The sequence below is a fragment of the Mucilaginibacter sp. P19 genome (assembly GCF_050632265.1).
Taxonomy (GTDB): domain Bacteria; phylum Bacteroidota; class Bacteroidia; order Sphingobacteriales; family Sphingobacteriaceae; genus Mucilaginibacter; species Mucilaginibacter gossypii.
On record NZ_CP192586.1, the window covers coordinates 977,416 to 1,000,120 of the forward strand.

Annotated in this window: 21 protein-coding genes and 1 pseudogene; 14 read left to right on the top strand and 8 right to left on the bottom strand. The window is 43.7% G+C overall.

Annotation, left to right across the window (positions count from 1 at the left end; translation table 11 throughout):
- Positions 1–217 precede the first annotated feature (217 nt).
- The 4 genes and pseudogenes from ACQ86K_RS04705 (at position 218) to ACQ86K_RS04720 (ending at position 8,291) form a co-directional block, all read left to right on the top strand.
- The gene (locus ACQ86K_RS04705) at positions 218–1,252 is read left to right on the top strand and encodes an aldose epimerase family protein (protein WP_091175991.1); all 1,035 of its coding nucleotides are present in this window, start codon (positions 218–220) and stop codon (positions 1,250–1,252) included.
- A 140-nt stretch (positions 1,253–1,392) separates the two neighbouring features.
- Positions 1,393–2,709 (top strand): annotated as a pseudogene (locus tag ACQ86K_RS04710) (sugar porter family MFS transporter); the annotation flags it as partial.
- Positions 2,710–2,723: 14 nt separating this feature from the next.
- Positions 2,724–6,062 (top strand): DUF5107 domain-containing protein, encoded by a 3,339-nt coding sequence (locus ACQ86K_RS04715; RefSeq protein WP_091175996.1) that lies wholly within the window; start codon positions 2,724–2,726, stop codon positions 6,060–6,062.
- 15 nt (positions 6,063–6,077) lie between these two features.
- Positions 6,078–8,291, top strand: a complete 2,214-nt coding sequence (locus ACQ86K_RS04720; protein WP_256337572.1) for an alpha-galactosidase — start codon at positions 6,078–6,080, stop codon at positions 8,289–8,291.
- A 324-nt stretch (positions 8,292–8,615) separates the two neighbouring features.
- Here ACQ86K_RS04720 and ACQ86K_RS04725 read toward each other — a convergent pair whose 3' ends face one another.
- Both ACQ86K_RS04725 and ACQ86K_RS04730 read right to left on the bottom strand, forming a co-directional pair.
- On the bottom strand, positions 8,616–9,341 hold the full coding sequence (locus ACQ86K_RS04725) for a hypothetical protein (RefSeq protein ID WP_431199897.1): 726 nt from the start codon (positions 9,339–9,341) through the stop codon (positions 8,616–8,618).
- On the bottom strand, positions 9,307–9,618 hold the full coding sequence (locus ACQ86K_RS04730; RefSeq protein ID WP_431199898.1) for a hypothetical protein: 312 nt from the start codon (positions 9,616–9,618) through the stop codon (positions 9,307–9,309). The genes ACQ86K_RS04725 and ACQ86K_RS04730 overlap by 35 nt, the downstream gene beginning before the upstream one ends.
- Before the next feature lie 294 nt (positions 9,619–9,912).
- Between ACQ86K_RS04730 and ACQ86K_RS04735 the strand changes: the two genes are divergently transcribed.
- Positions 9,913–10,701, top strand: coding sequence for a helix-turn-helix domain-containing protein (locus ACQ86K_RS04735; protein WP_090533985.1), 789 nt, complete (start codon positions 9,913–9,915; stop codon positions 10,699–10,701).
- 19 nt (positions 10,702–10,720) lie between these two features.
- Here the strand turns inward: ACQ86K_RS04735 and ACQ86K_RS04740 are convergent, their stop codons facing one another.
- Positions 10,721–11,212: a DUF6265 family protein gene (locus ACQ86K_RS04740; protein ID WP_091176002.1), complete on the bottom strand. Its 492-nt coding sequence runs from the start codon at positions 11,210–11,212 to the stop codon at positions 10,721–10,723.
- 327 nt (positions 11,213–11,539) lie between these two features.
- On the opposite strand from ACQ86K_RS04740, the gene ACQ86K_RS04745 reads away from it, so the two are divergent.
- Positions 11,540–11,974 carry a pentapeptide repeat-containing protein gene (locus tag ACQ86K_RS04745; protein ID WP_091176006.1) on the top strand — a complete coding sequence of 145 codons (435 nt, stop codon included), beginning with the start codon at positions 11,540–11,542 and terminating at the stop codon, positions 11,972–11,974.
- A 219-nt stretch (positions 11,975–12,193) separates the two neighbouring features.
- Here the strand turns inward: ACQ86K_RS04745 and ACQ86K_RS04750 are convergent, their stop codons facing one another.
- Positions 12,194–14,071, bottom strand: coding sequence for a M1 family metallopeptidase (locus ACQ86K_RS04750; protein ID WP_091176009.1), 1,878 nt, complete (start codon positions 14,069–14,071; stop codon positions 12,194–12,196).
- A 146-nt stretch (positions 14,072–14,217) separates the two neighbouring features.
- On the opposite strand from ACQ86K_RS04750, the gene ACQ86K_RS04755 reads away from it, so the two are divergent.
- The 3 genes from ACQ86K_RS04755 to ACQ86K_RS04765 all read left to right on the top strand — a co-directional run bounded on the left by ACQ86K_RS04755 (position 14,218) and on the right by ACQ86K_RS04765 (position 15,974).
- Positions 14,218–14,454 carry a hypothetical protein gene (locus tag ACQ86K_RS04755; protein ID WP_091176012.1) on the top strand — a complete coding sequence of 79 codons (237 nt, stop codon included), beginning with the start codon at positions 14,218–14,220 and terminating at the stop codon, positions 14,452–14,454.
- Between the two features lie 189 nt (positions 14,455–14,643).
- Entirely contained in the window at positions 14,644–15,204 is a 561-nt protein-coding gene (locus ACQ86K_RS04760) for an NUDIX domain-containing protein (protein WP_091176014.1), read from the top strand.
- Positions 15,205–15,425: 221 nt separating this feature from the next.
- The gene (locus tag ACQ86K_RS04765; protein ID WP_431199899.1) at positions 15,426–15,974 is read left to right on the top strand and encodes a lysophospholipid acyltransferase family protein; all 549 of its coding nucleotides are present in this window, start codon (positions 15,426–15,428) and stop codon (positions 15,972–15,974) included.
- 173 nt (positions 15,975–16,147) lie between these two features.
- On the opposite strand, the gene ACQ86K_RS04770 is transcribed toward ACQ86K_RS04765, so the two are convergent.
- Positions 16,148–16,555 (bottom strand): hypothetical protein, encoded by a 408-nt coding sequence (locus ACQ86K_RS04770; RefSeq protein ID WP_431199900.1) that lies wholly within the window; start codon positions 16,553–16,555, stop codon positions 16,148–16,150.
- A gap of 590 nt (positions 16,556–17,145) precedes the next feature.
- Here ACQ86K_RS04770 and ACQ86K_RS04775 point away from each other — a divergent pair.
- The 4 genes from ACQ86K_RS04775 (at position 17,146) to ACQ86K_RS04790 (ending at position 19,078) form a co-directional block, all read left to right on the top strand.
- Entirely contained in the window at positions 17,146–17,619 is a 474-nt protein-coding gene (locus ACQ86K_RS04775) for a ribonuclease H-like YkuK family protein (RefSeq protein ID WP_091176022.1), read from the top strand.
- 59 nt (positions 17,620–17,678) lie between these two features.
- On the top strand, positions 17,679–18,515 hold the full coding sequence (locus ACQ86K_RS04780; protein ID WP_091176024.1) for a sulfurtransferase: 837 nt from the start codon (positions 17,679–17,681) through the stop codon (positions 18,513–18,515).
- Between the two features lie 205 nt (positions 18,516–18,720).
- Positions 18,721–18,867: a hypothetical protein gene (locus ACQ86K_RS04785; protein ID WP_431199901.1), complete on the top strand. Its 147-nt coding sequence runs from the start codon at positions 18,721–18,723 to the stop codon at positions 18,865–18,867.
- Positions 18,848–19,078: an SRPBCC family protein gene (locus tag ACQ86K_RS04790; RefSeq protein ID WP_431199902.1), complete on the top strand. Its 231-nt coding sequence runs from the start codon at positions 18,848–18,850 to the stop codon at positions 19,076–19,078. The genes ACQ86K_RS04785 and ACQ86K_RS04790 overlap by 20 nt, the downstream gene beginning before the upstream one ends.
- A 140-nt stretch (positions 19,079–19,218) precedes the next feature.
- On the opposite strand, the gene ACQ86K_RS04795 is transcribed toward ACQ86K_RS04790, so the two are convergent.
- Both ACQ86K_RS04795 and ACQ86K_RS04800 read right to left on the bottom strand, forming a co-directional pair.
- Positions 19,219–20,397: an MFS transporter gene (locus ACQ86K_RS04795; protein WP_091176029.1), complete on the bottom strand. Its 1,179-nt coding sequence runs from the start codon at positions 20,395–20,397 to the stop codon at positions 19,219–19,221.
- Between the two features lie 14 nt (positions 20,398–20,411).
- On the bottom strand, positions 20,412–21,161 hold the full coding sequence (locus ACQ86K_RS04800) for a DeoR/GlpR family DNA-binding transcription regulator (protein WP_090533966.1): 750 nt from the start codon (positions 21,159–21,161) through the stop codon (positions 20,412–20,414).
- A 66-nt stretch (positions 21,162–21,227) separates the two neighbouring features.
- On the opposite strand from ACQ86K_RS04800, the gene ACQ86K_RS04805 reads away from it, so the two are divergent.
- Positions 21,228–21,788, top strand: coding sequence for a 5' nucleotidase, NT5C type (locus ACQ86K_RS04805; protein ID WP_091176060.1), 561 nt, complete (start codon positions 21,228–21,230; stop codon positions 21,786–21,788).
- 70 nt (positions 21,789–21,858) lie between these two features.
- On the opposite strand, the gene ACQ86K_RS04810 is transcribed toward ACQ86K_RS04805, so the two are convergent.
- Positions 21,859–22,701, bottom strand: coding sequence for a hypothetical protein (locus tag ACQ86K_RS04810; protein WP_143020905.1), 843 nt, complete (start codon positions 22,699–22,701; stop codon positions 21,859–21,861).
- Positions 22,702–22,705: the final 4 nt, after the last annotated feature.

The following is a 22,705-nucleotide window of genomic DNA, read 5'->3' on the forward strand; positions in this document are numbered from 1 at the left end:
ATTAAAGGTATTTATTTTTTTATCCCGGCAAGATTTTAATAGCTGTCAGTAAATGATAGTATTATCCATCACTTTTTAAAGAATATCCATTTTTTTAACACCTGTTTCATAGTAGGTTTACCAAAACCAATTAGGGCTAAAACAAGTCAGGCAAATTACCTGGCTGTTTAATGAAGCGGATAACTTATGAACAAACAATTTAAATATCTGAACGTACATGGCTGTTAACACCACAACCCGTTTATGGGGGCAGCATAACGGTCATAACGTTTATCTTTTCAAAATTGAAAACGAGAGCGGGGCCTATGTTGAACTTACCAATTACGGCGCGGCCATTGTATCAGTTGTGGTGCCCGACAGGCTGCAGCACTTTGAAAACGTGGTGGTTGGTTTTCCTGACCTGAACGGGTATTTAACCGATAGCTGCTACATCGGCTCAACCATAGGCCGGTACGCCAACCGTATCAGCAGGGTAAAATTTCAGCTCGAAGGCGAAACTTTTCACCTGGATGCCAATGAAGGTAAAAATTCCAACCATGCCGGTAAAAGCGGTTTTAACTATAGGGTGTTTACTGCCGAAGCTTTTGATAATGGTGTAATGATGACCCTGACCAGCCCTGATGGCGATGGGGGTTATCCCGGTAAGTTAGAGCTTATGGTTATCTATACCTGGAGCAATGATAATGAGTTGCTGATCAATTATAAAGCTACTACCGACAAAGCTACGATAGCAAATTTTACCAATCACGCTTACTTTAATTTATCGGCATTTAAAAGTAAGATCTATAACCACAAGCTTACCCTGCTATCGGATAGTATTGTGGATTTGCACGAAGACTATACGCCGAGCGGGGCAATTATACCAGCCGGGCAAAAGGCTTTCAATAATAACAAGCTGGGCGATAAATTTAATATAGATGAAAACCATGTTGAAGGCCTTAACCTGTTTTACATTATCAACAGGGGAGCCGGGGAGAACGGCTTAATTTATGCCGCTCTTTTAACCGACGAAGCATCGGGCCGTGCTCTTAGAGTTTATACGGATTATCCCGGCGTGTTCCTGTACACCGGTGATTATTTAAGCAGCACTACGCCTATACATACTGGCCAGGGGGCGAAACCTTTTGATGCGTTGTGCCTGGAGTGTCAGCATTATCCGGATAGCATCAATCATCCTGATTTTCCGCAGGCTGTATTGCGGGCAGGCGATGTATACAATCAAAGTATTTTATACAAGTTTGGCACCATATGAAGCTAAAAGCAAAAGGCAGAAGGCCCAAAGCCCAAAGCTTGTTTAATAACGGACTTTAATTAAAGTAAATTTATACAGAGAGAAGAAACTAACCAATATCAAATGACCATCGATTTTAAAAAGAAGTAAAATTTAACAGCGGCTATATTATAGGGATCTCCTTTATATCGGCACTGGGCGGTTACCTGTTCGGCTTTGATTTTGCCGTAATATCGGGTGCGCTGCCGTTCCTCCGCAAGGAGTTTGCGCTTGACCCTGTTTGGGAGGGCTTCCTTACCGGTTCCCTGGCGCTGGGCTGTATCGTGGGCTGTATCATAGCCGGCCGCATTGCCGAAAAATACGGCCGTAAACCCGGTCTCATGGTTGCGGCGTTTATTTTCGCGGTATCGTCACTGGGTATTGCCTTTTCAACCGGGTTCACTTATTTTATCATTCTGCGTTTTGCAGCGGGCATAGGGGTAGGGATGGCATCAATGCTTTGCCCCATGTACATTGCCGAAATTTCCCCGGCACAGGTGCGCGGGCGTAATGTAGCTATCAACCAGCTTACCGTGGTATTGGGCATCCTGATCACCAACCTGTGCAACTATTTTTTAGCCGACAGCGGCGATAATGCCTGGCGCTGGATGTTTGGTTTGGGCACGGTACCTGCCGCGGTATTTTTATTAGGGGTTATAGCCCTGCCCGAAAGCCCCCGGTGGCTGATCAAGGCCGGTCGGCACGCTGATGCCGAAAAGGTACTTTACAAAATAGGCTCCGAAGAGTTTGTGACTTCAACACAGCAGGCTATTGAAAAATCGCTTACCGGCGCAAAAAAGCAATCGTACCGCGCCGTATTTGAAAAAAGCGTACGCCCTGCCGTATTGATAGGTATTACGCTGGCTGTGTTTCAACAGTTTTGTGGCATCAATGTGGTGTTTAACTATACTTCAACCATTTTTGCCTCGGTGGGTTCAAGCTTAAACCAGCAATTGTTTGAAACTGTATCCATTGGTATAGTTAACCTGGTTTTTACCTTGCTGGCTATGTGGCAGGTTGATAAGCTCGGCCGTAAGCCGTTGATGCTCATTGGTTCATTGGGCTTATCCATATTTTATATTGTATTGGCTTACCTGCTGCAAAATCACCTGGCGGCCGGGCTGGTATCCATATTTGTGTTGCTGGCCATCAGCACTTACGCGCTTTCACTTGCACCTATAACCTGGGTACTTATTTCAGAGATCTTCCCTAATAAGATCCGTGGCGCTGCATCAACAGTGGCCATTGTATCGTTATGGGCTGCCTATTTTATATTGGTGTTCACCTTCCCTATACTGGCTAAGGTGCTGGGCACTTACGGGCCATTTTATATGTACGCGGTGATCTGCTTTTTAGGCTTTTTGTTTGTACTTAAAAAAGTGAAAGAAACCAAAGGCCAAACCCTTGAAGAGTTAGAAGAAAATTTAGTAAGACATTAATAATCATAAGCCACATGAATAATTTGTATGTAAATGTTTGGGAAGAGAAGGTAGTTATCCCAACCTACGGTATAGGGAAGCCCGATAAAAACCCCATGTTTTTTGAAAAGCGCGTTTACCAGGGTAGCAGCGGCAAGGTGTACCCTAACCCGGTTATCGAAAAAATTTACGACGAAAAAGAAGATAAAGAATACGCAGGCCTTTACCTCGAAAATAAATACCTCAAAGTACTCATCCTGCCCGAGCTTGGCGGCCGTATCCAGATGGCTTATGACAAAATCAGGGGCCGTCATTTCATTTATTATAACCAGGTGATTAAGCCGGCACTGGTAGGGTTAACCGGCCCCTGGATTTCGGGCGGTATTGAATTTAACTGGCCACAGCACCATCGCCCAAGCACTTTTGAACCGGTTGATTATAAAATTGAAGAAAATGCCGATGGCAGCAAAACCGTTTGGGTTAATGAAGTGGAGCGCATGTTCCATACCAAAGGTATGGCCGGTTTTACGCTGCACCCGGATAAGGCTTACATCGAAATAAAAGCGAAGCTCTATAACCGCTCGGCCCTGCCGCAAACTTTTTTATGGTGGGCAAACCCGGCGGTGAAAGTTAATGACGATTACCAGTCGGTTTTTCCGCCGGATCTGAACGCGGTGTTTGACCATGGTAAGCGCGACGTATCAACATTCCCGATAGCTACGGGTACTTACTATAAAGTTGATTATTCGCCGGGTACAGATATCTCAAGGTATAAAAATATCCCGGTGCCAACGTCGTACATGGCTATCAACTCCAATTACGATTTTGTGGGCGGATATGAGCATGACAGTCAGGCTGGTTTGCTGCACGTAGCCAATCATCATGTATCGCCTGGCAAAAAACAGTGGACCTGGGGCCACAGCGATTTCGGCCTGGCCTGGGACAGGAACCTAACCGACGAGGATGGCCCGTACATTGAGCTCATGACAGGTATGTTTACCGATAACCAACCCGATTTTACCTGGTTGATGCCGCACGAGGAAAAACATTTTACCCAATACTTTATGCCATACCGCGAGCTTGGCGTAGTAAAAAATGCTACCAAAGATATCCTGCTGGCACTTGATTATAAAGAGGGCAAACTACTATTGAAAGTTTACGTAACCGGCGAGCAAAACAACCTGAACATCAAACTGCAGCATGATGGCAAAGTATTATTGAGCGAAAAAGTTTGCATTGTACCAGAACAAGTTTATACCCGCGAGATAGCCGTTAAGGATATTAACGAGAACCTTTTGCTGCTTACCGTACATTCGGCAGCGGGCAAAGAACTCATTAAATATGATGCGGCAAGCAATAAGCTTAACAATATCCCTGAAGCTGCCAGTCCGGCCCTGCTGCCTGCCGATGTAGAAAATAACGAGCAGTTGTTTTTAACGGGCCAGCACCTGGAGCAGTACCGCCATGCTACTTATAGCCCGGTGCCTTATTATGAGGAAGCTTTACGCCGTGATCCAAAAGATATCCGCAATAATAATGCTTTAGGTTTATGGTATTTGCGTCGCGGACAGTTTGCTAAAAGCGAGCCTTATTTCCGCAAGGCGGTTGAAACCATCACCCAGCGTAACCCTAATCCTTACGATAGCGAGTGTTATTACAATTTAGGTTTGGCGTTGAAATTCCTCGGCAAAAAAGAGGATGCGTACAAAGCGTTTTATAAAGCTACCTGGAGCAATGCCTGGAAAGATAGCGGCTATTTTTCGGTAGCACAGATCGACCTGGAAAACGGCGATTACGAACTGGCGCTTGATCACTCGCTGTCGTCATTAGATAGAAATGCCAATAACAGTAAAGCCTATGTTTTGCGCTCGGCGGCTTTCCGTAAGCTCGGGCGTTTTGAAGATGCTGTCGAGGTAGCTACAGCGGCAATAAAAAGGGATGCGTTTAACCTGGGCGCTCTGTTTGAGCTGGTTTATGCTTACAAAGCTTTTGGTGATGAAGAAAAAGGCACTGCCACCCTTAATGAACTCATTAAACTATCGCGCGGTTATTACCAAAATTACATTGAATACGCACTTGATTACGCCAATGCCGGCCTGTACCAGGAAGCTGCAGATTTGTTGAATTATGCGGTGAACGGTGATGCTACCAGTCCGATGGTGTATTATTACCTGGGCTACTTTGCGTACAGGTTTGGCAATAATGAACAGGCTTCTGCATGTTTTAAACAGGCCTCAGCTGCCGATTCGTACCTGTGCTTCCCCGATAGGCTGGAAGAGATCAGCATACTGAAACTGGCCGCTGAGCTTGTGCCCACCGATGCCAAAGCACCTTATTATTTAGGTAACCTGTTTTATGATAAACTGCAATATGATGATGCCATCGCGGCCTGGGAAACATCAGCAAAACTGGACGATACGTTCCCAACCGTATTCAGGAATCTGGGTATAGCCTATTATAATAAACGTAATGACCCGGCAAAAGCTTTAATTTGTTTTGAAAAAGCCTTTGCGTTGGATCCCGCCGATGCCCGTGTACTGATGGAACTCGACCAGCTTTACAAAAAGCTGAACTATTCTACAGAAGCACGACTGAAATTTGTTGAAGCTAACCTGGAGACTGCCAAACTTCGTGATGATGTTTATTTAGAGCGTGCAACGCTGTATAACTTTTTAGGCGAGCACCAAACCGCGTTTGAACAGGTGATGCAAAGAACATTCCACCCATGGGAGGGCGGCGAAGGCAAAGCATCCGGCCAGTATGTTGCAGCTTTGGTTGAAATGGCCAAGCAAAACATCCGCGATGGTAAATATCAAAAAGCTGTTGAACAGCTGACCCAGGCACAAACCTACCCACATAATTTAGGCGAGGGCAAACTATTCGGCACACAGGAAAATGACATCTTTTACTGGCTGGGCCAGGCCCATGAAGGCCTGCAGCAAACGGAACAGGCAAAGGCCTATTTTGAGCAGGCAGCCATAGGTTTGGAAGATCCGACAGCGGCTGTTTTTTATAACGATCAGCAGCCGGATAAGATCTTTTATCAGGGTTTGGCAAAAAAATGTCTGGGTGACAGTACATCGGCCGAACGAATCTTCAAAAAACTGCTTAATTATGGTATCGGGCACATGGATGATAACGTAAAAATTGATTACTTTGCCGTCTCGCTGCCAAATTTGCTCATTTTTGAAGATGATCTGCAGGTAAGGAACCGCGTGCACTGCTATTTTTTACAGGGACTGGGATACCTCGGTTTACGTGATTTTGAGCAGGCACAAAAGGCCTTTACCGAGGTTCTGAAACTGGATGCCGGGCATTTTGGGGCGAGGATACATCAAAACATGATAAACCAAATTACCGAAGCAGCCGGTTAAACCCAAAAATCACACGTGAGAACTACTCAAACAAAAACTTTACCACTGGGCCTGCTTTTCGCAGGCTCAATGCTGTTTGCCGGCAGGGCAGCAGCGCAGCAAGTAATCATTCCTGTTGAAACACAGCACAACGCTATTGTATTACAAACCGATGCCGAAAAGCACCTGAACATGGTATACCTGGGGGCAAAGCTTGCCAATACAGCCGAGTATGCAGGCATCTCAAAAATGTACAAACAAGCCGATGATTCGGGCGTACAAAACGATGCTTACACACCATCAGGCTCAGCCAGTCTTGGTGAGCCGGCTATTACAGTTACTCATGCGGATGGTAATAAATCATTAAACCTAACCTACGTAAGCCATGCGGTAAGCAAGGTTGATGATGATATTTCATTACTGGTAGTAACCATGAAAGATCCTGTTTATGATTTTGAGGTAAAGCTGTACTACAAAACCTATTTTAAAGAAGATGTAACTGAGCAATGGTCGGTGATAAAACATAACGAAAAGGGGATAGTAACGCTTGATAAATATGCGTCGGCCAATTTAAACCTGAAGGGTAATACTACCGGCGGTTTCTGGCTGAAGCAATACCACGGCAACTGGGCTATGGAAATGCAGCCCGAAGAAGCCCGTTTAACCCACGGTATTAAAACAATCGACAGCAAACTGGGTACCCGTGCCAACCTGTATGAACATTCGATGTTCGCCATCTCAATGGATAAACCTGCTACCGAAGACGAAGGCAAAGTGCTTTACGGGGCTATGGAATGGTCGGGAAATTTCAGGATTGATTTTGAACTGGATGTGGCCAATAACCTGAAAATTATTGCAGGTATTAACAATGCTGCTTCCGAGTATCATTTGAAACCAGGTGTTGAATTTACTACGCCAGCTTTCCTTTACACTTACTCCGACCACGGTAAGGGTGATGCCAGCCGTAAGCTGCAAAGCTGGGCACGCCAATACAAAATTGTTGATGGTAATGGTTCAAGGCTGACATTGTTGAACAACTGGGAGTCGACTTACTTTGACTTTAATGAGAGCAAGCTTGCAGGCTTGTTAAAAGATACAAAAAAGCTGGGTGTCGACCTGTTTTTGTTGGATGACGGTTGGTTTGGCAACAGCCACCCGCGTAACGGCGATAATGCAGGTTTGGGCGATTGGCAGGAAAACAAGCAAAAGCTTCCAAATGGCATCAGTTCGTTGGTAAAAGAAGCGCAGGCCAATGGCGTAAAATTCGGCATCTGGATTGAACCGGAAATGGTTAACCCTGCCAGCGACCTTTACAAAGCCCATCCCGATTGGGTAATTAAACAGCCGAACCGTCCTGAAAAGTATTTCAGGAACCAGTTGGTGCTTGATCTGGCCAACCCTAAAGTACAGGATTTTGTATTTGGCGTGGTTGATAACCTGTTCGCCAAAAATCCCGACCTGGCTTATATCAAATGGGATTGTAATGCGGTTATTTATAACGCTTATTCAGCTTATTTGAAAAAAGACCAGTCGCACATTTATGTTGATTATGTGAATGGTTTATACAATGTATTGAAACGCGTTCGTGCCAAATATCCTAAAGTGCCTCTGATGCTTTGCTCGGGCGGCGGCGGCAGGGTTGACTATGGTGCACTGCAATACTTTACAGAGTTTTGGCCAAGCGATAACACCGATCCGCTGGAGCGTGTATTTATCCAGTGGGAGTATTCATTCTTCTATCCGGCTATCACCAGCTCAAACCACGTTACCGATTGGGGCAAACAACCCATCAAATTCCGTGTGGATGTGGCCATGATGGGTAAAATGGGTTTTGATATTGTGATAGGCAAATTAAGTGAAAGCGAGCTGAGTTTCTGTCAGTCGGCGTTGAAAAACTATGATGCATTAAAAGATGTGATCTGGCACGGCGACCAGTACCGCTTAGCTTCGCCATGGGATAACGACGCGGCATCTATCATGTATGTAAGCGACGATAAATCAAAGGCAGTAATGTTCAACTATTTGGTGAATAACCGTTACGGATCAGGCAGCAAAGTACCTGTACGCCTGAAAGGCCTCGACCCTAATAAAAAATACCGTGTAAAAGAGATTAACCTTTATCCGGGCGCGGGTTCGGTTTTAGGCAAAGAGGATTTAACTTTTACCGGTGATTTCCTGATGAATGTGGGTATTAATCCCGGAAACAACGCTTATCACACCAGTGTGGTGCTGCAGTTGGAAGCGATTTGATAAGATACTTATAAAAACGAGAAAGGGAACGGCTTGTCGTTCCCTTTCTCGTTTTATGAACTGGTTGAAGGTTAGCGGTAGCGTAACTTCGACCTAAAATGGGTTAAGCTTTCAGCTTAACTTAATAAGTAATTAATAGTCGCAGTTTCGGAAGCAGGATGCTTCCATTGTTTTAGGTCGAAGTTTAGCGGTAGCGTAACTTCGACCAGTAATGTTATTAGTTAAAAGAAGCGTCATTGCGAGGAACGAAGCAATCCCCGATTAGCAGGTCGGCCCTGCATAGTTTGAGATTGCTTCGTTCCTCGCAATGACGCTTTTGTATTATTACCGCAGCTTATCTGTCATATCAAAATGTTCAACACGTGTTGCGGCACCCAGCGGTAGTTTGCTGCAGGCAGAGTAGAAAATATAATCCTTATCCTCAGTAATACCCGGTAGTAGTTTGTCAATAACTTTCCCGATCTGCACATTCTCGCTTTTTACTGCGTTGGTATCGGCAATGTTTACTTTGGTTGTATAATAAATTACCGGGAACCAGCCATGGCTGTTTTTTTGATTGCCAATCCGGAATACCCGCGGTTCGCCTGCAACGCCATCAATTACTACCGGGAAACGGTATTGTTTTACTGTTGCCTCGGCAGCATCCTGGAATAATTTGCCTGCATCGGTATCGTGTTCGTAATGCCAGTAGTCGTTAGGGGCGGTACATTGTAAAGCAAGTTCAAGGGTTAAACGGGCATCGGCAAAATGCTGTTTATTGTATTTCTTTTTTCCCAGCTCATAAAGCTCGGGGGCTGTTTTACCGTTAATTTTATAAGTATTTACATTTACCGAGGTTAGTTTCCAGCCATAATCGTATTTGGCATACAGGGCGGTAATCATTTCCTGGTTTGGCAGGTTTTTATCCTTTGGCAAAAAAAGCGCCATGTACATTTCATGGGTAATACCATTATAGATCATTTTATAGCTGTTGATGCCTGCCGACGCATTGCCTATTGTATCTGTACTGCGGTGCTTATTTACAATGTAATATTCTGTCGTAAATATCATAGTCGGCAGTTTTAACGGCGTTGCCTACCAACTCTATTTGTCTGAGATTTGACTTGTCGTCCAGCATTTCCCGCGATTCCATATTGCTGATATCATCACTGTTGCCGGTGCGGAGATCATGGAGCAGTTGTTCGTTAAGTTTGTGGAAATCGTCGCGTTTACCGCCGGGAATCTGGTCGTTTCGCCATGCTCCCGGCTGTTTGATGCAGCTTTGTAATGATAAGGCCAGTAAAGTAAAGGGGATGAGTTTAATTGTGTTTTGGTATAGGGTTTTCATATTACCCGTAATAATATGAAAAAACACTCAGTTGTACTATTGCTACCGGTTTATGAATAACAAAGGTTTTGCATAATGGGATATAGCGGCTGTTTCGCTTTAAACATGTGAAATCCGGTTTGGAAAAGTTAACATTACTGACATTTTGCTAAAGAATCCTGCCAGTTTATGTTAAATATTTATGGGTATCATAAAAAATGGTTTCTTTTGAATTTGCCTTTTCACAACCTGTGGCTATATTGCTTTTAATTACCAAATGTGTTGCGTTCCCGTACAAGGGGAACTGAAATTTATATGGAAAACTTCAATGAGATTTTTGATCTGGAATACTTCTTTCGCTTGTCGCCCGATTGGTTATGTGTTGCCGGGTTTGATGGTTACTTTAAAAAAATTAACCCGGCTGTTTCAAAAACTTTAGGTTATACCGAAAGCGAACTGTTTGCAAGGCCTATCGATTCATTTGTTTATCCCGAAGACAGAAGTATCACCGCCAGTAAACGTGAGAGTATAAAGAAAAACAATCCGCTGTATAATTTTGAAAACAGGTATGTAACCAAAAGCGGAGAAATAGTATGGCTTTCATGGATCTCGATGCCAGTACAAAAACAGCAGCTGGTTTTTGCTATTGCCAGGAATATTACCGACAAAAAGAAACTGGAAGAATTTAGCAAAGTATCACTCGTATCGGTAAAAAATAACGAAATTGAAAGAGGGGCGGAGTTAAGTACACATAATCTAAAGCCAATCAGTGAACTTTCTATTGCCGATCAGCTTTGGCTTTATGAGCTTGAAACGCTGGTAAGAAAATATATTGGAAAAGTTGATTTGATCATTGTATTGTTAAGTAACGAAATGGGTTTAAGTGAAAGGCAACTGCACCGGCGCATAAAAAACACCACGGGTATTACTCCCAATAATTATATCCGGCGAATCCGTTTACTGATGTCGATGGAGGCAATCAATAGTGGTAAATACCGCACCGTGGCCGAAATATCTTATATAGCAGGGTTTGAAACACCGGCCTATTTCCGGAAACTGTTCAAAGAATTTTATGGTCGTGATATAGCCGAATTTTTGCAATAGATATAAAGCTGCTCCTCTCTTATTTGACCCTTTTCATCGGGAATTGTATTGCCTTTTGTCTGCCTTTCTTTGTCCCCGATATTTCGGCCACCAACGAGTCGTTAGTGATTTGGGTATAGGTTATTTTTTGCGGGAAATCATGTTCCGGGTTTTCAAATACCAGATGGTTATTATCTGATGAAGTAAGTGTAAAAATTACCGCTTTTCCATCGTTTTGATTTTTTATCGTTGGGATATAGTAAAGCTGGCCTTTATGTTGCTCCATACGGATATGTTCGGATGATACCGTATCTGCACCAGTCAACGAATAGCTTCTGCCGATAAAGGTGCTGTCGTTAAGCTTTTTCCATGTTTCAATATCCACTGTTTTTGCCGATTGATTTTTCCAGCTGCCGATCAACCATTTAGCATGCGTGATAGGCTGGTTTTTTTGCTGGCCAAAAATGCTATGAGCAGAAGTAATGCATAATACAATAAGTAACTGCAATTTGAATTGGTGGAGCAGGGTCATGAGTGGTAAATAAGTAATTGAAGTTACAAATTGAAAGGAGGAAATCCAAAGCCTGAGTGACGGGTTCGGCTAAAGCCGAAGCTTCATTTTAATTCTCCGTCACTTAAAAGTGACGGCAATGAAGTTGTAATGATATTTTATGTCTGTTTTTGATTCATTGCCGTTGGTTTTAACCAACGGGTATTTAGTGAACCGAGCTGGCTTTAGCCTAAATTTTAAACGAGATAGTGAGTATTCATTTGTCGCAAATACACCCGTCATTTGTCGCGTGTATAACCTTGCTTTGGCGTTCATTTTCAGCATCTTTGAATAAATCAATAATGAATCATGGAAAACTCAGCAAATAACAACCCCGAAATCATTGTTATAAAAGAAACTCAAAAGGTACTTGATGTTAAATGCGCTCTGCTTAATGGTTCAAGCTTTGAGCAAATGATGATGAACAATGCAAGCTTTAAGGATGTTTGTATAACTGGGCTTAAAATTGAAGATGCCAACCTAAGCGATCTGGAAATAAAATATGCCCAACTTGGAGGAGCTTATATCCATGATATAGGTATGCCGCCCGAAGGTCATCCGGCTTATGATCCTGCTGCGAAACAACGCCCCCTTAAATTTGAGAACTGCGACCTGCAGGGCAGCACAATAACCGATTGCAACTTAAGTGGTGTTGATATTACCGATTGCGATTTGAACGGTATGAAAATTAATGGGATTGATGTGGATGAACTGCTGAGGGCGTATCAAAAGCAGGGGATATAGTAAATCTGCATGGCGCATACATCAGGGTCCTCTGCGAGAGACCCTGATGGGACGGTAAGAAGATCGCCATTGCGAGGTACGAAGCAATCGCCGACTTTACAGGGCAAATCTGCATAGCTGCTCTGCTTATTGGGGATTGCTTCGTACCTCGCAATGACGCTTTTTTTGTTTATCACATTATTAGCTTTCGGCTTTGTGCATTCCGCTTTTAGCTTTCAATTATTTAGCACTTACCCACACATTATCCTTTTTATTGCTGTCTGGATCATAGGTAGTACCAAGTACAATCTTTTTAACCGCTTTTTTTGCAGTGAAATTAACTGTGGTTGTTTTGTTACCGGTACACCAAACAGCAATACTTTTGTGTATAAGTTCGGTAGTACCATCGGTATAACTAATGGTTAGGTTAACGGGGATGGGCTTACTGCCAACTTTAGTAATTGTGGCAGCATATTTTAACCCGGCGTTAGTCACTTTGCTGATGGCCAGATCCGTTACGCCATTATCAAAAAACCAGGCTTTCCAAAACCAGTTAAGGTTTACGCCCGAACCGGTGTTCATACAATTAAAAAAATCGTAAGGCATAGGGTGTTTGCCATGCCATTGTGTAATATAGTAATGCAGGGCTTTGGTAAACAGTTCATCGCCAAGCATATCTTTTACATATAAATAGCCCAGGCCTGGTTTGGGATAGCTGTCGGTAAAACCGGCAGGGCCTGTGAGCATTGGTGTAAGTGTCATTACCGGCACATCAACCTCGTGGCCGGCGCTTTGTTCAACAGCGGCAACACCATATGGATCCACTATGGAAGGATCAATCTCCGGACTTACCAGCCATTCGCCGATGGTTGCCCAGCCTTCATCCATCCAACCGTATTTGGTTTCGTTAATACCCATGTAAAACGGAAACATGGTATGGAAGATCTCATGATCGGTAAGCTCAATGGCATCGGCCTTATCTTCCAGCGGATTATCATTCACCATCATCGGGTACTCCATTTGGTCTAACCCATCAAAAACGGTTTCATGCTGGTATGGATACGGCCATTTCGGAAATTTGTAGCTCATCACCTCAACCGTTTTGCGGGCGTAATCAACTACCGCATAATAGTCTTTATGCTTTTCGTTAAACACTGCATCAACACGGGTACGCCTGCCGGTTTTCGGATCAACCACCAGGCTCGATGCTTTCCATAAATAATGGTTGCTGGCAGCAAAAACAAAATCGGTAACGCTATCGGCCTCAAACTTCCAGGTGTTAGTTGGATTATTTTTGGTGATGTTGCCCGATTTGATATCATCTTCGGTAATGATATCCGTTACCTTATCACTTGCGCCGGCATTGGCGATGCGTTTAATGATCCTGCTGTCGTAAACGTCGTCGGCGTTTTTCAGATCGCCTGTTGCCCAAACTTTATAGTCGCCGGGTATGGTGATCTCCGCGCTGAAATGGCAAAAATCGTTATAAAATTCCTGTGAGCCAACGTATGGATAATCGTTCCATCCATCAATATCGTCATAAACTGCTACGCGCGGGAAGAAATAGGCAATGAAGAATGCACCGGTATCAACTTGACCAGTACGGATATGTGAGCCCTTGTTTAATGTATATGCATAGCTGATATCAAAATGTACTTTTTGCTTTGGAGCAATAGGGGGAACACGCTGCGTCATGTTTGTGCCGTTGATACGGCGGGTTTTAGCGCTGTCGGGTGTTTTATTATCTATGCTAAGGCTTTTGATCTGCACCCCATCGGTAAGGTCACCTGCCGAAACCTGCATTTGACGTGCCACGCCTTTTTTATACAAGTTGGGATAGAGCTTAAATTGCACCCTTTTTAACGTATCGGGACTGTTGTTAACATAATCAATACCAACTGTTCCGCTCAACAAGCGGGTTTTGGGGTCGAAATTTATTTTGATCTTATAGTCGGCCGTGTTTTGCCAGTAGTTTTTGCCGGGTGCTCCGGTTGTGGTGCGTGTTCCTTTGGTGTAGGTTTTTTGCAGGTTTACAGCTATGGGTAGGCTTTGCTGCGCCAATGCTGCAGTACCGCTTAATAATAAAGCAAAAGGCAATAATTTTTTAATACTGATCATTTATGCGGATATATATGAGTTATATTTGAGGTAAATATAATAAACCGTTACAGAACCCGGTAAGCGATAATTTTGTATCGCCGGTATGTTACAGGGCAAATCAACTCACGGTTTGAGTAATTTATCCATTTATATAAATAGTATCCATGACTGCCGAAAAAATGATCATTGTAACCGGTAAGCAATACCTTGAGCTTAAACAAAGTTTAGAAAGCGGCGAGGGGCTTACCTATAATATAGGTACTGATAAACACCCCGAAATGGTTAAGATCACCAACATTTATATGGACACTGATCCTGACTTTACCCGCAACCCGCGCCAGTTTGCCCGGATGCATGAAGACCTGAACGTGCAGGTGAAACTGGAGTATGTAACGGAGTAGATAAAAAATCGAACAAACCAGGGATGGGTTTTGTGTGTCATGAGTGAGCAGAAATCTTCTGCGCCCGGCTTTTACAGGTTTAGTTGTAAAGCCTGATGTAGAAGATTTCTGTTTCGCGCCATTACTCACAACCTGCGCTGCTCTGTCGAAATGATATTTTTTTAATAAAAAGATGTCTATTTTTAGGCCATGCATCATCCTGAAGATAATCCCTGGAAAATAACATCTCAAAAAGACATTTACGATAACCCCTGGATCAACGTTACCGAATACCAGGTGATTAACCCTGCTGGTAATCCCGGTATTTATGGCAGAGTACACTATAAAAACCTGGCCATAGGTATTTTACCTTTAGATGAAGAACTAAATACCTACCTCGTGGGCCAATACCGTTTCACGTTAAACCTGTACAGCTGGGAAATGCCCGAAGGCGGCGGTCCTGAGGGAACAGACCCGCTTGAGTCAGCCAAACGTGAATTACTGGAGGAAACCGGTTTGAAAGCTTCACGGTGGACAGAGATCCAGCGCTTGCACCTCAGTAATTCGGTAAGCGATGAACTCAGTATATTGTACCTGGCCCGCGGTCTTGAACAGTTTGAAGCCGAGCCTGAAGAAACCGAGCAGTTGATTATCAAAAAAGTGCCTTTTGCTGAAATGTACCGCATGGTTTGTAATGGCGAAATTACTGATGCCATGACTGTTGCCGCAGTGCTTAAAGTACAGTTGTTACTAACAGAAAACCGTTTGTAAGTTACCGCTTTGCCGAAAAAAATATAACTTCGCCTACTGATGAAAAAGTTATTAGGATATATCCTGTCGCCTATTGCCATAATTGCCTTTTTTTAGCCCTGGTTATTTTTCAGCCCATCCAGTGGATCTGCTTTCGTTTTTTTGGCTATGCCGCGCACAAACGTTCGGTTGATATCCTGAACTTATGCCTGTTTCGCACTTTTTATATCATTGGCGATACGGTGACTTTCATCAATAAACAAAATTTGCCGATGGGCAGGCCAATTATATTTGTAGCCAATCATCAAAGCCTGCTCGATATCCCCCCGCTTATTTATTACCTGCGTAAGTATCACGCCAAGTTTGTTTCTAAAATAGAGCTTACCAAAGGGATCCCCTCCATAAGTTATAATTTGAAACACGGCGGCGGTGCTAATATCGACAGGAAAGACTCCCGCCAGTCCATGACCGAAATGACAAGTTTAGGTGAGCGGATGAAAGCCAATAACTGGTCGGCAGTGATCTTTCCGGAAGGCACCCGCTCCAAAGATGGCGTAGTACGGTCTTTTCAGCCGGGAGGTGTTGCCATGCTGCTGAAAAAATGCCCTGAGGCATTGCTGGTGCCTATCGCCATAAAAAATAGCTGGAAAGTTGTACAATACGGCTTTTATCCGCTTAATACTTTTATATCCATGACCTGGACGGTACTTGAACCCATTGAGCCCGGTAAAACCCCGATTGGCGACCTGGTATTGGAAGCCGAGAACAGGATCAAGGCTGCGCTGTCCTGATTTCGGAATTCGGAGTTTCGATTTCGGGTTTTTTATTTACCCTAATTGATATTGAATGCCGCTGTTGGTGTTGTCACCAACAGTTTCTTTTCCCTCGCCTGGACGAAGTTTTCCGTCCCATCAGGGTCTCTCGCAGAGGACCCTGATGATCTACGCCATGCCAGCTGCTATGTTTAAAGTAGCCTCACCGGTCTCACATGGTTTATGTCTGTCCAAAAATCCCGATAATCTATTATGGTTAAAAATTCATGAGGCTTTGCAGAATGATAAAAGGCTGCACTGCTATGTGGGTATTTAATAAAATCATCGCATAATAACCATTTTCCGGATACCGGATTATGATGAATATAATCTATTTTTTGATAGAGAAAGGCCGTAGAGTATATGGGCTTGGCATCAAATGACTGTTCAAAAACTTTATGCTTTTGTCCTTTGTTTTTTTCTTTTTCGGTACATGCCGCCGAAAGTTGATTAAGAAGGTCGATTTTGCCTGATGCTGTTAGCTTTTTTACAAGTTCATAAGCCATAAATCTTTTGCCATTACTAATTATTTTGTTAAGCCCTACTTCTGTATCGGGCATTTTAATAATCAGATGAACATGATTAAGCATCAATACAAAAACATGAGTTTGCACCTTGTAATTCTCTGCTATAAATCGAAGCCAATCATATAGCATTTTATACGATTGTGTGATTTCGAATAAAGGAATCCAATTATAACAGGTAAAAGTTATAAACCAGGTCTCGCCGGGATCATTGTGTAAAGTTCGGGTAGCCATAGTTAAATATATTTATGAATCTAAATATGATTGCCAACCTCAGGGTCCTCTGCGAGAGACCCTGAGGGGACGAAAAATGTCTTAAGCTTTCAGCCTAACTATACTATCAATTTACTTTTCCGCTTCCGTAAGCAGAATGCTTGCCCTGTTTTGGGACGAAGTTATGCTATCGCTAAACTCGACTAGTAAAAGCGGACACAAATGAATAGGGGAAATTCATCCTCCAAGATTCCCAAATCCAAAATCCGACATCCGAAATGCAATTAATCTGTTAATAATCAGCTAAATGTTAACAAATAAATCACATGTTATTTACGTTAATATGAAACGTTATCGCTTATTTTTATAGACCCATAAAAGAGGTCGCCTAAAATTTACCTAAAATAATTTTTATGACCTGGAGAAAATTCAGCGGCGAAGTAATCCAATCGCCCATTATGGAAGAGGTTGAAAAGGCAATTGAACGCGAAGCCCTCCTCGGTAACAAGCTTAAAGTATGTATCGGCACCGACTCACAAGTTAAAGGATCCATAACGGATTTTGCGACGGTGATCGTGTTTCTGCGCGAAAAACGCGGCGCTTTTATGTTCATACACCAGGAACGCACTTCGCAAAAAATGAGCATTAAAGAAAGGATGCTGAGCGAAGTGCAAAAGTCTATCGACATTGCTTACAAGCTTTGTGATTTGCTCGACCTGTATGATGTGGAGCTTGAGGTACATGCCGACATTAACACCAACCCGATGTTTAAAAGTAACGCGGCCCTGCACGAGGCTATGGGTTACATCCTGAGCATGGGTTTTGTGTTTAAGGCCAAGCCCGAGGCTTTTGCAAGCTCATACTGCGCCAATAAAATAGTGCAGTAAATTTGCCGAAACCCAAAGCGTGTATCTATATTTGATATTAAAACATATCAGATATACCTATGTCGCCACTTATTGAAATCAACGACCCGGCTTTAGCCGCACAGGATACTATTCTTATTGATGCCCGCGGAGGGCAGGACTCTTACCAGCGTTACCTGGCAGGCCATTTAAACCACGCCATCTACGCCGACCTTGATCAGCACCTTACCACTAAACCCGATGACCCGGCCTTTGGCGGCAGGCATCCGTTGCCTAATATACAGGAGTTTGCTGTATTGCTGGGCAACTGGGGCATCACACCTAAGAGCCACGTAGTGGTTTATGACGACAAGTCGGGAGCGTTTAGCGCATCGCGTTTGTGGTGGATGCTGCGGGCAATTGGTCATGAAAACGTACAGGTAGTAAATGGCGGCTTACAGGCTGCTAAAGATGCAAGTATAGCATTGAGCACTGAAGTTTATGCCCCGGTTGCCGTTGATCCGTACCCGGTGACACACGAATATGCAAATACTGTTGAGATAGCGGAGGCTGGAGAAGCTGCACAGGATCCCTCACGACTGGTAATTGACGTACGCGAAACACCACGCTACCTGGGCCAGACAGAACCTTTGGATTTGATAGCCGGCCATATCCCCGGTGCTTTAAATCTGCCTTATATCAACAACCTCGGTGCCGACGGTAAGTATTTACCCGCCGATGAGCTGCGTAAGGCCTACGATGCCGCAATTGGCGATGTAGCGCACAGCGAAGTTATAGTTCACTGCGGATCGGGTGTTACAGCCTGCCATACCCTGCTGGGCATGGATTACGCGGGCATCAGCGGCCCAAAGCTTTACGTGGGCTCATGGAGCGAATGGTCAAGAAGGGATTTGCCGATAGGGAAGGAAGAAAGGTAAATTAAAATAAAATGCGATTGCTGTTAGGAACGACGTGATCGCACAGAAACATAGCAGCTTTAAATCAAAACTCAACTTATAACTATTTTTTATCCCATAGTGAGAACATACGTTTTAAAAAAGAACAATCCATTCCGATCAGCCTTGATCAAGCCTGGGATTTTTTTCGTCGCCATTAAATTTAGCTAAAATCACACCCAGTGATATGAGCTTCGTAGTAACATCTGATTATACCGCTGAGACGAAAATGTACCCCGGAATGATCATTACTTATAAGATCTCGCCGTTATTAGGTATTAAAATGGACTGGATGACAGAGATCACGCATGTTGATGAAAAAATATTTTGTTGATGAACAGCGTTTTGGCCCTTATGCATTATGGCATCATCAGCATCATTTTAAAGCAATAGATGGCGGTGTACACATGACTGATCTTTTACATTATGCTATTCCTTATGGCGCAATAGGAAGATTTGCAAACACTGTTTTTGTTAAAGGGAAGGTGGAGCAGATATTTGATTATCGTACCAAGGTGATTGAGGAGATGTTTGGGAAATTATAAGTAACTGCCGCGGGTTTAGCGCAGCGTAACCCGTGGTATAGCATGGTGTAAGCTTTCAGCTTACCACTCTCCGGCTCAAAGCCGGAATCATGGTAACCACGGGCTGAAAGCCCGCGGTAGATTTATAATTTAATCCTCAATTAATCACCAACCAACACAGCTTCCTCTTCAGCAAGCTCAACCTTTTGCCTGCTGAGTGTTAACGCAAAGAATGCACCGGTTGTAGCCATGATCACGCCAACAATTTCGGGCGAGGTAAATCCCAGTCCCCAGGCTATGGGTAAGCCGCCAAGGAAAGCTCCTAATGCATTACCGATATTAAAAGCAGCTTGTGTAGCAGCTGCGCCAAGCATTTCGGCGCCTTTGGCGGTATTGATCATTAGTGTTTGTATCGGTGAACCAACTGCCATTGAAAGACCACCTGTTATGAATGTCATAACGAGCGACAGGATTTGATTTTGCGAAACAAAGAAGATTACAACCAGCGATATGGCCATAGTGATCATCAGTATTAAGCAGGCTTTTACAGGGGAAGCTTTATCCGCCAGTTTACCGCCAACGAAATTCCCTACAACCATCCCAAGGCCTGCCAAAATCAAAACATAAGGCACGCTACTTGCCGAAAATTTGGAAACTTCGGTCATGAGCGGGGCTATGTAGCTTATCCATGCAAAAAGCCCACCGGTACCAATAGCAGTAAGACCGATGATAAGCCATGCCTGTTTTTTTCTGAAAAATGAAAGCTCCGAGCGGATGTTTCCAGCATTATTTGGAGCCAGCTGCGGCAACCAAAGTTGGATAAATGTTAACGTTAATAAGCCTATCGCTGCAATCATCCCAAAAGTATAACGCCATGAATAATGGTGACCAATATAAGTACCCAGCGGAACGGTGAGCAGATTGGCTATGGTAAGCCCGGCAAACATAATGGATATGGCCTGGGCTTGTTTTCCTTTTTCGGCAAGGCGGGTGGCCACTACCGAGCCCACACCAAAAAACGCCCCGTGGGGCAATCCGGCCAATAGCCTCGAAAACAGCAAAACGTAATGATTAGGGGCAAATGCCGAACATGCGTTGAATACCGTAAAAATGATCATCAATACTGTTAAAATCTTTTTAGGCGGATAACTGCTGGTAAAGGCAACCAGTAGCGGTGCTCCGATGACTACGCCTAATGCATAGGCCGAAATAAGGTGTCCTGCAACCGGAATGCTGGTGTGAAAATCATTGGCAATATCAGGCAGCATCCCCATCATTACAAATTCGGTAGTGCCTATGCCGAGGCCGCCTAAAGTTAGCGGTAGTAAACTCTTTTTCACGTTGTTGTTTTATATTAGATGATATTAATGCCTGCTTCCTTGTATGCCGAAAGTTCTTCATTGTCTGGAGATACATCGGTAATGATGGTATCCAGTTCTGTTACCGGGCCTATGTAATAAGAATCGGCTTTATTTATTTTTTCTAAGGTGGATAAAGCGATAGTTTCTTTAGATACTTCTATCATGGTTTTCTTGATCTCGGCCTCTTCATAATCCCTGGTGGTGATGCCGATGGCAGGGTGCACACTGCAAATCCCGAAAATGCAAAGATCGGCCCGGATATTCCGGAAGGCATTGATGGTTTCATGGCCGATGGTAGTAAAGGACGATTTATACAGACGCCCACCGGCAAATATCACCTCAACCGTTGGATGATCTTCAAGCGCGCTTGCAACCGGAAAGCTGTTGGTAACTACGGTGATCCTCAAGTCATCTGGCAGGCTTTCAGCCACAGCTAAGGTTGATGTACCGCCGTCAAAAAGTACAACCTGTCCGTCTTTTAAAAAGCTCAACACTTTTGATGCGATGACTTTCTTAGAGGCAATGTCATGCTTTTCCCTCGCGCGGTAATGGTGCGGAATGGGAGAGTGGGCGACCGCGCCGCCCCTTACTGCTGTTAATAACTTCTGATCGGCCAATACTTTAATGTCGCGGCGTACAGTATCTTCCGAAACATTGAGTTTTTCGCTCAGTTCGGCAAGCATAACTTTGTTATCTTTTGATACGTGATCTAAAATAATCTGGAGTCTTTCTTCTCTTACCATGTTTGCAATATAATGCAAAGTTATAATTTATTTGCAAAATATTGCAATAATGTTTTGTTTTGCTGCATGAAATTGCAAACAAGAAAAACTATCGCCATCGATATGGACGGCGTTATGGCCGATGTCGAGCCGCAGCTGATCAAATATTATGAACAGTTGTACGGCATCACTACAACCCTTGAGGCTATTGATGGCTTATCACATGCCGAGGCTTTTCCATTGGATGCTACAACGAAGGCTTCGTTGAATTTACCCGGATTTTTCCGCACACTGCCCGTTATGCCGGGCGCTATTGAGGCAATTAAAAAGCTGATGGAAGATTACGAGATATACATCGTATCGGCCGCTACGGAATTTCCGCTGTCGTTATTCGAAAAGTTGGAATGGCTTCAGGAGCATTTCCCGTTTATCAGCTGGCGTAATATTGTGCTGTGTGGCGATAAAAGCATCATTCATACCGATTACATGATAGATGACCATTGTAAAAACCTTGACTATTGCAACGGCAAGGCCATCATGTTTAATGCGCAGCACAATAAACACGAACGCCAACATGTGCGGGTTCACAATTGGGATGAAATATTAAACCTGTTTGAAATGGAAAAAACCTCTGCAGATTTAGCATAGCATAATTTGCAGAGGTTTTTTGATAATGACAACTATCGCTTTAAGCTTTTGCCTTCCGCTTTTATAGGGGCTATTTCGTATCTATCCGGTAATTAAGTGATGCCGAAAAGCTGGTGCCCGCGCCGGTATTGCGCCCGGTAATAAAGGTGCCGCCGGTTAAAAACAGCGACAGGCTTTTGGCAAATGCATGGCCGTAGCTTAGCGATACCTGGTTAAAGGCAAAATTTTTACTGGCGCTTGGGTTTACGTTAAAATCCTTATTGATACTGGTAGCATAAAAGCCGCCTACACTTAAGGAAATTTGCTCGCGGAATTTTTTATCAAGCGTTAAGCCATAAGTGGCATTGTACCTGTCCTGGAAAACGCTTTCGTAACCAAAATATTCGCGTACACCGTTTTCGAGAATGAAGAATGAGTTTTTACCAAACAAATGCCCGCTGCCTGCAAAGGCCAGTTTAAGTTCGGCCCCTTTTTGGTTATAGCCCAGCGCGGTGTTGGTGTACATGGGTAAAATAGCCGTACCCTGTAAGCTGAAGTAATATTTATAATTGATATTGGCCAGGTAGTACCTGATACCCACTTCCAGATCCTGGAAACCTGAACTTTTGCTGGTGCCCAGATCTGTACTAAAGGTATTCATTACATAAGGTGCCAGTACCGACAGGGTAAACCTGCGACTTAAACCAACTTCCGAATATAAAGAATAGCTCCATGAACTGAACTTACCGTTATTGGCAAAGGCACCTTTATGGCTGTCGGCATCCCAGGCTTTATTGGCAAAAAAGTAAGTTGCCGATGGCGATAGTGAGATCCTGCCCGGCCTTACCGGGAACCCTCCGGCATAACTTTTACCCGTAGCAATGGCGAATATTACTATCCCAATAAGCAAATATTTTGATAAAGTATTTTTCAAGGTC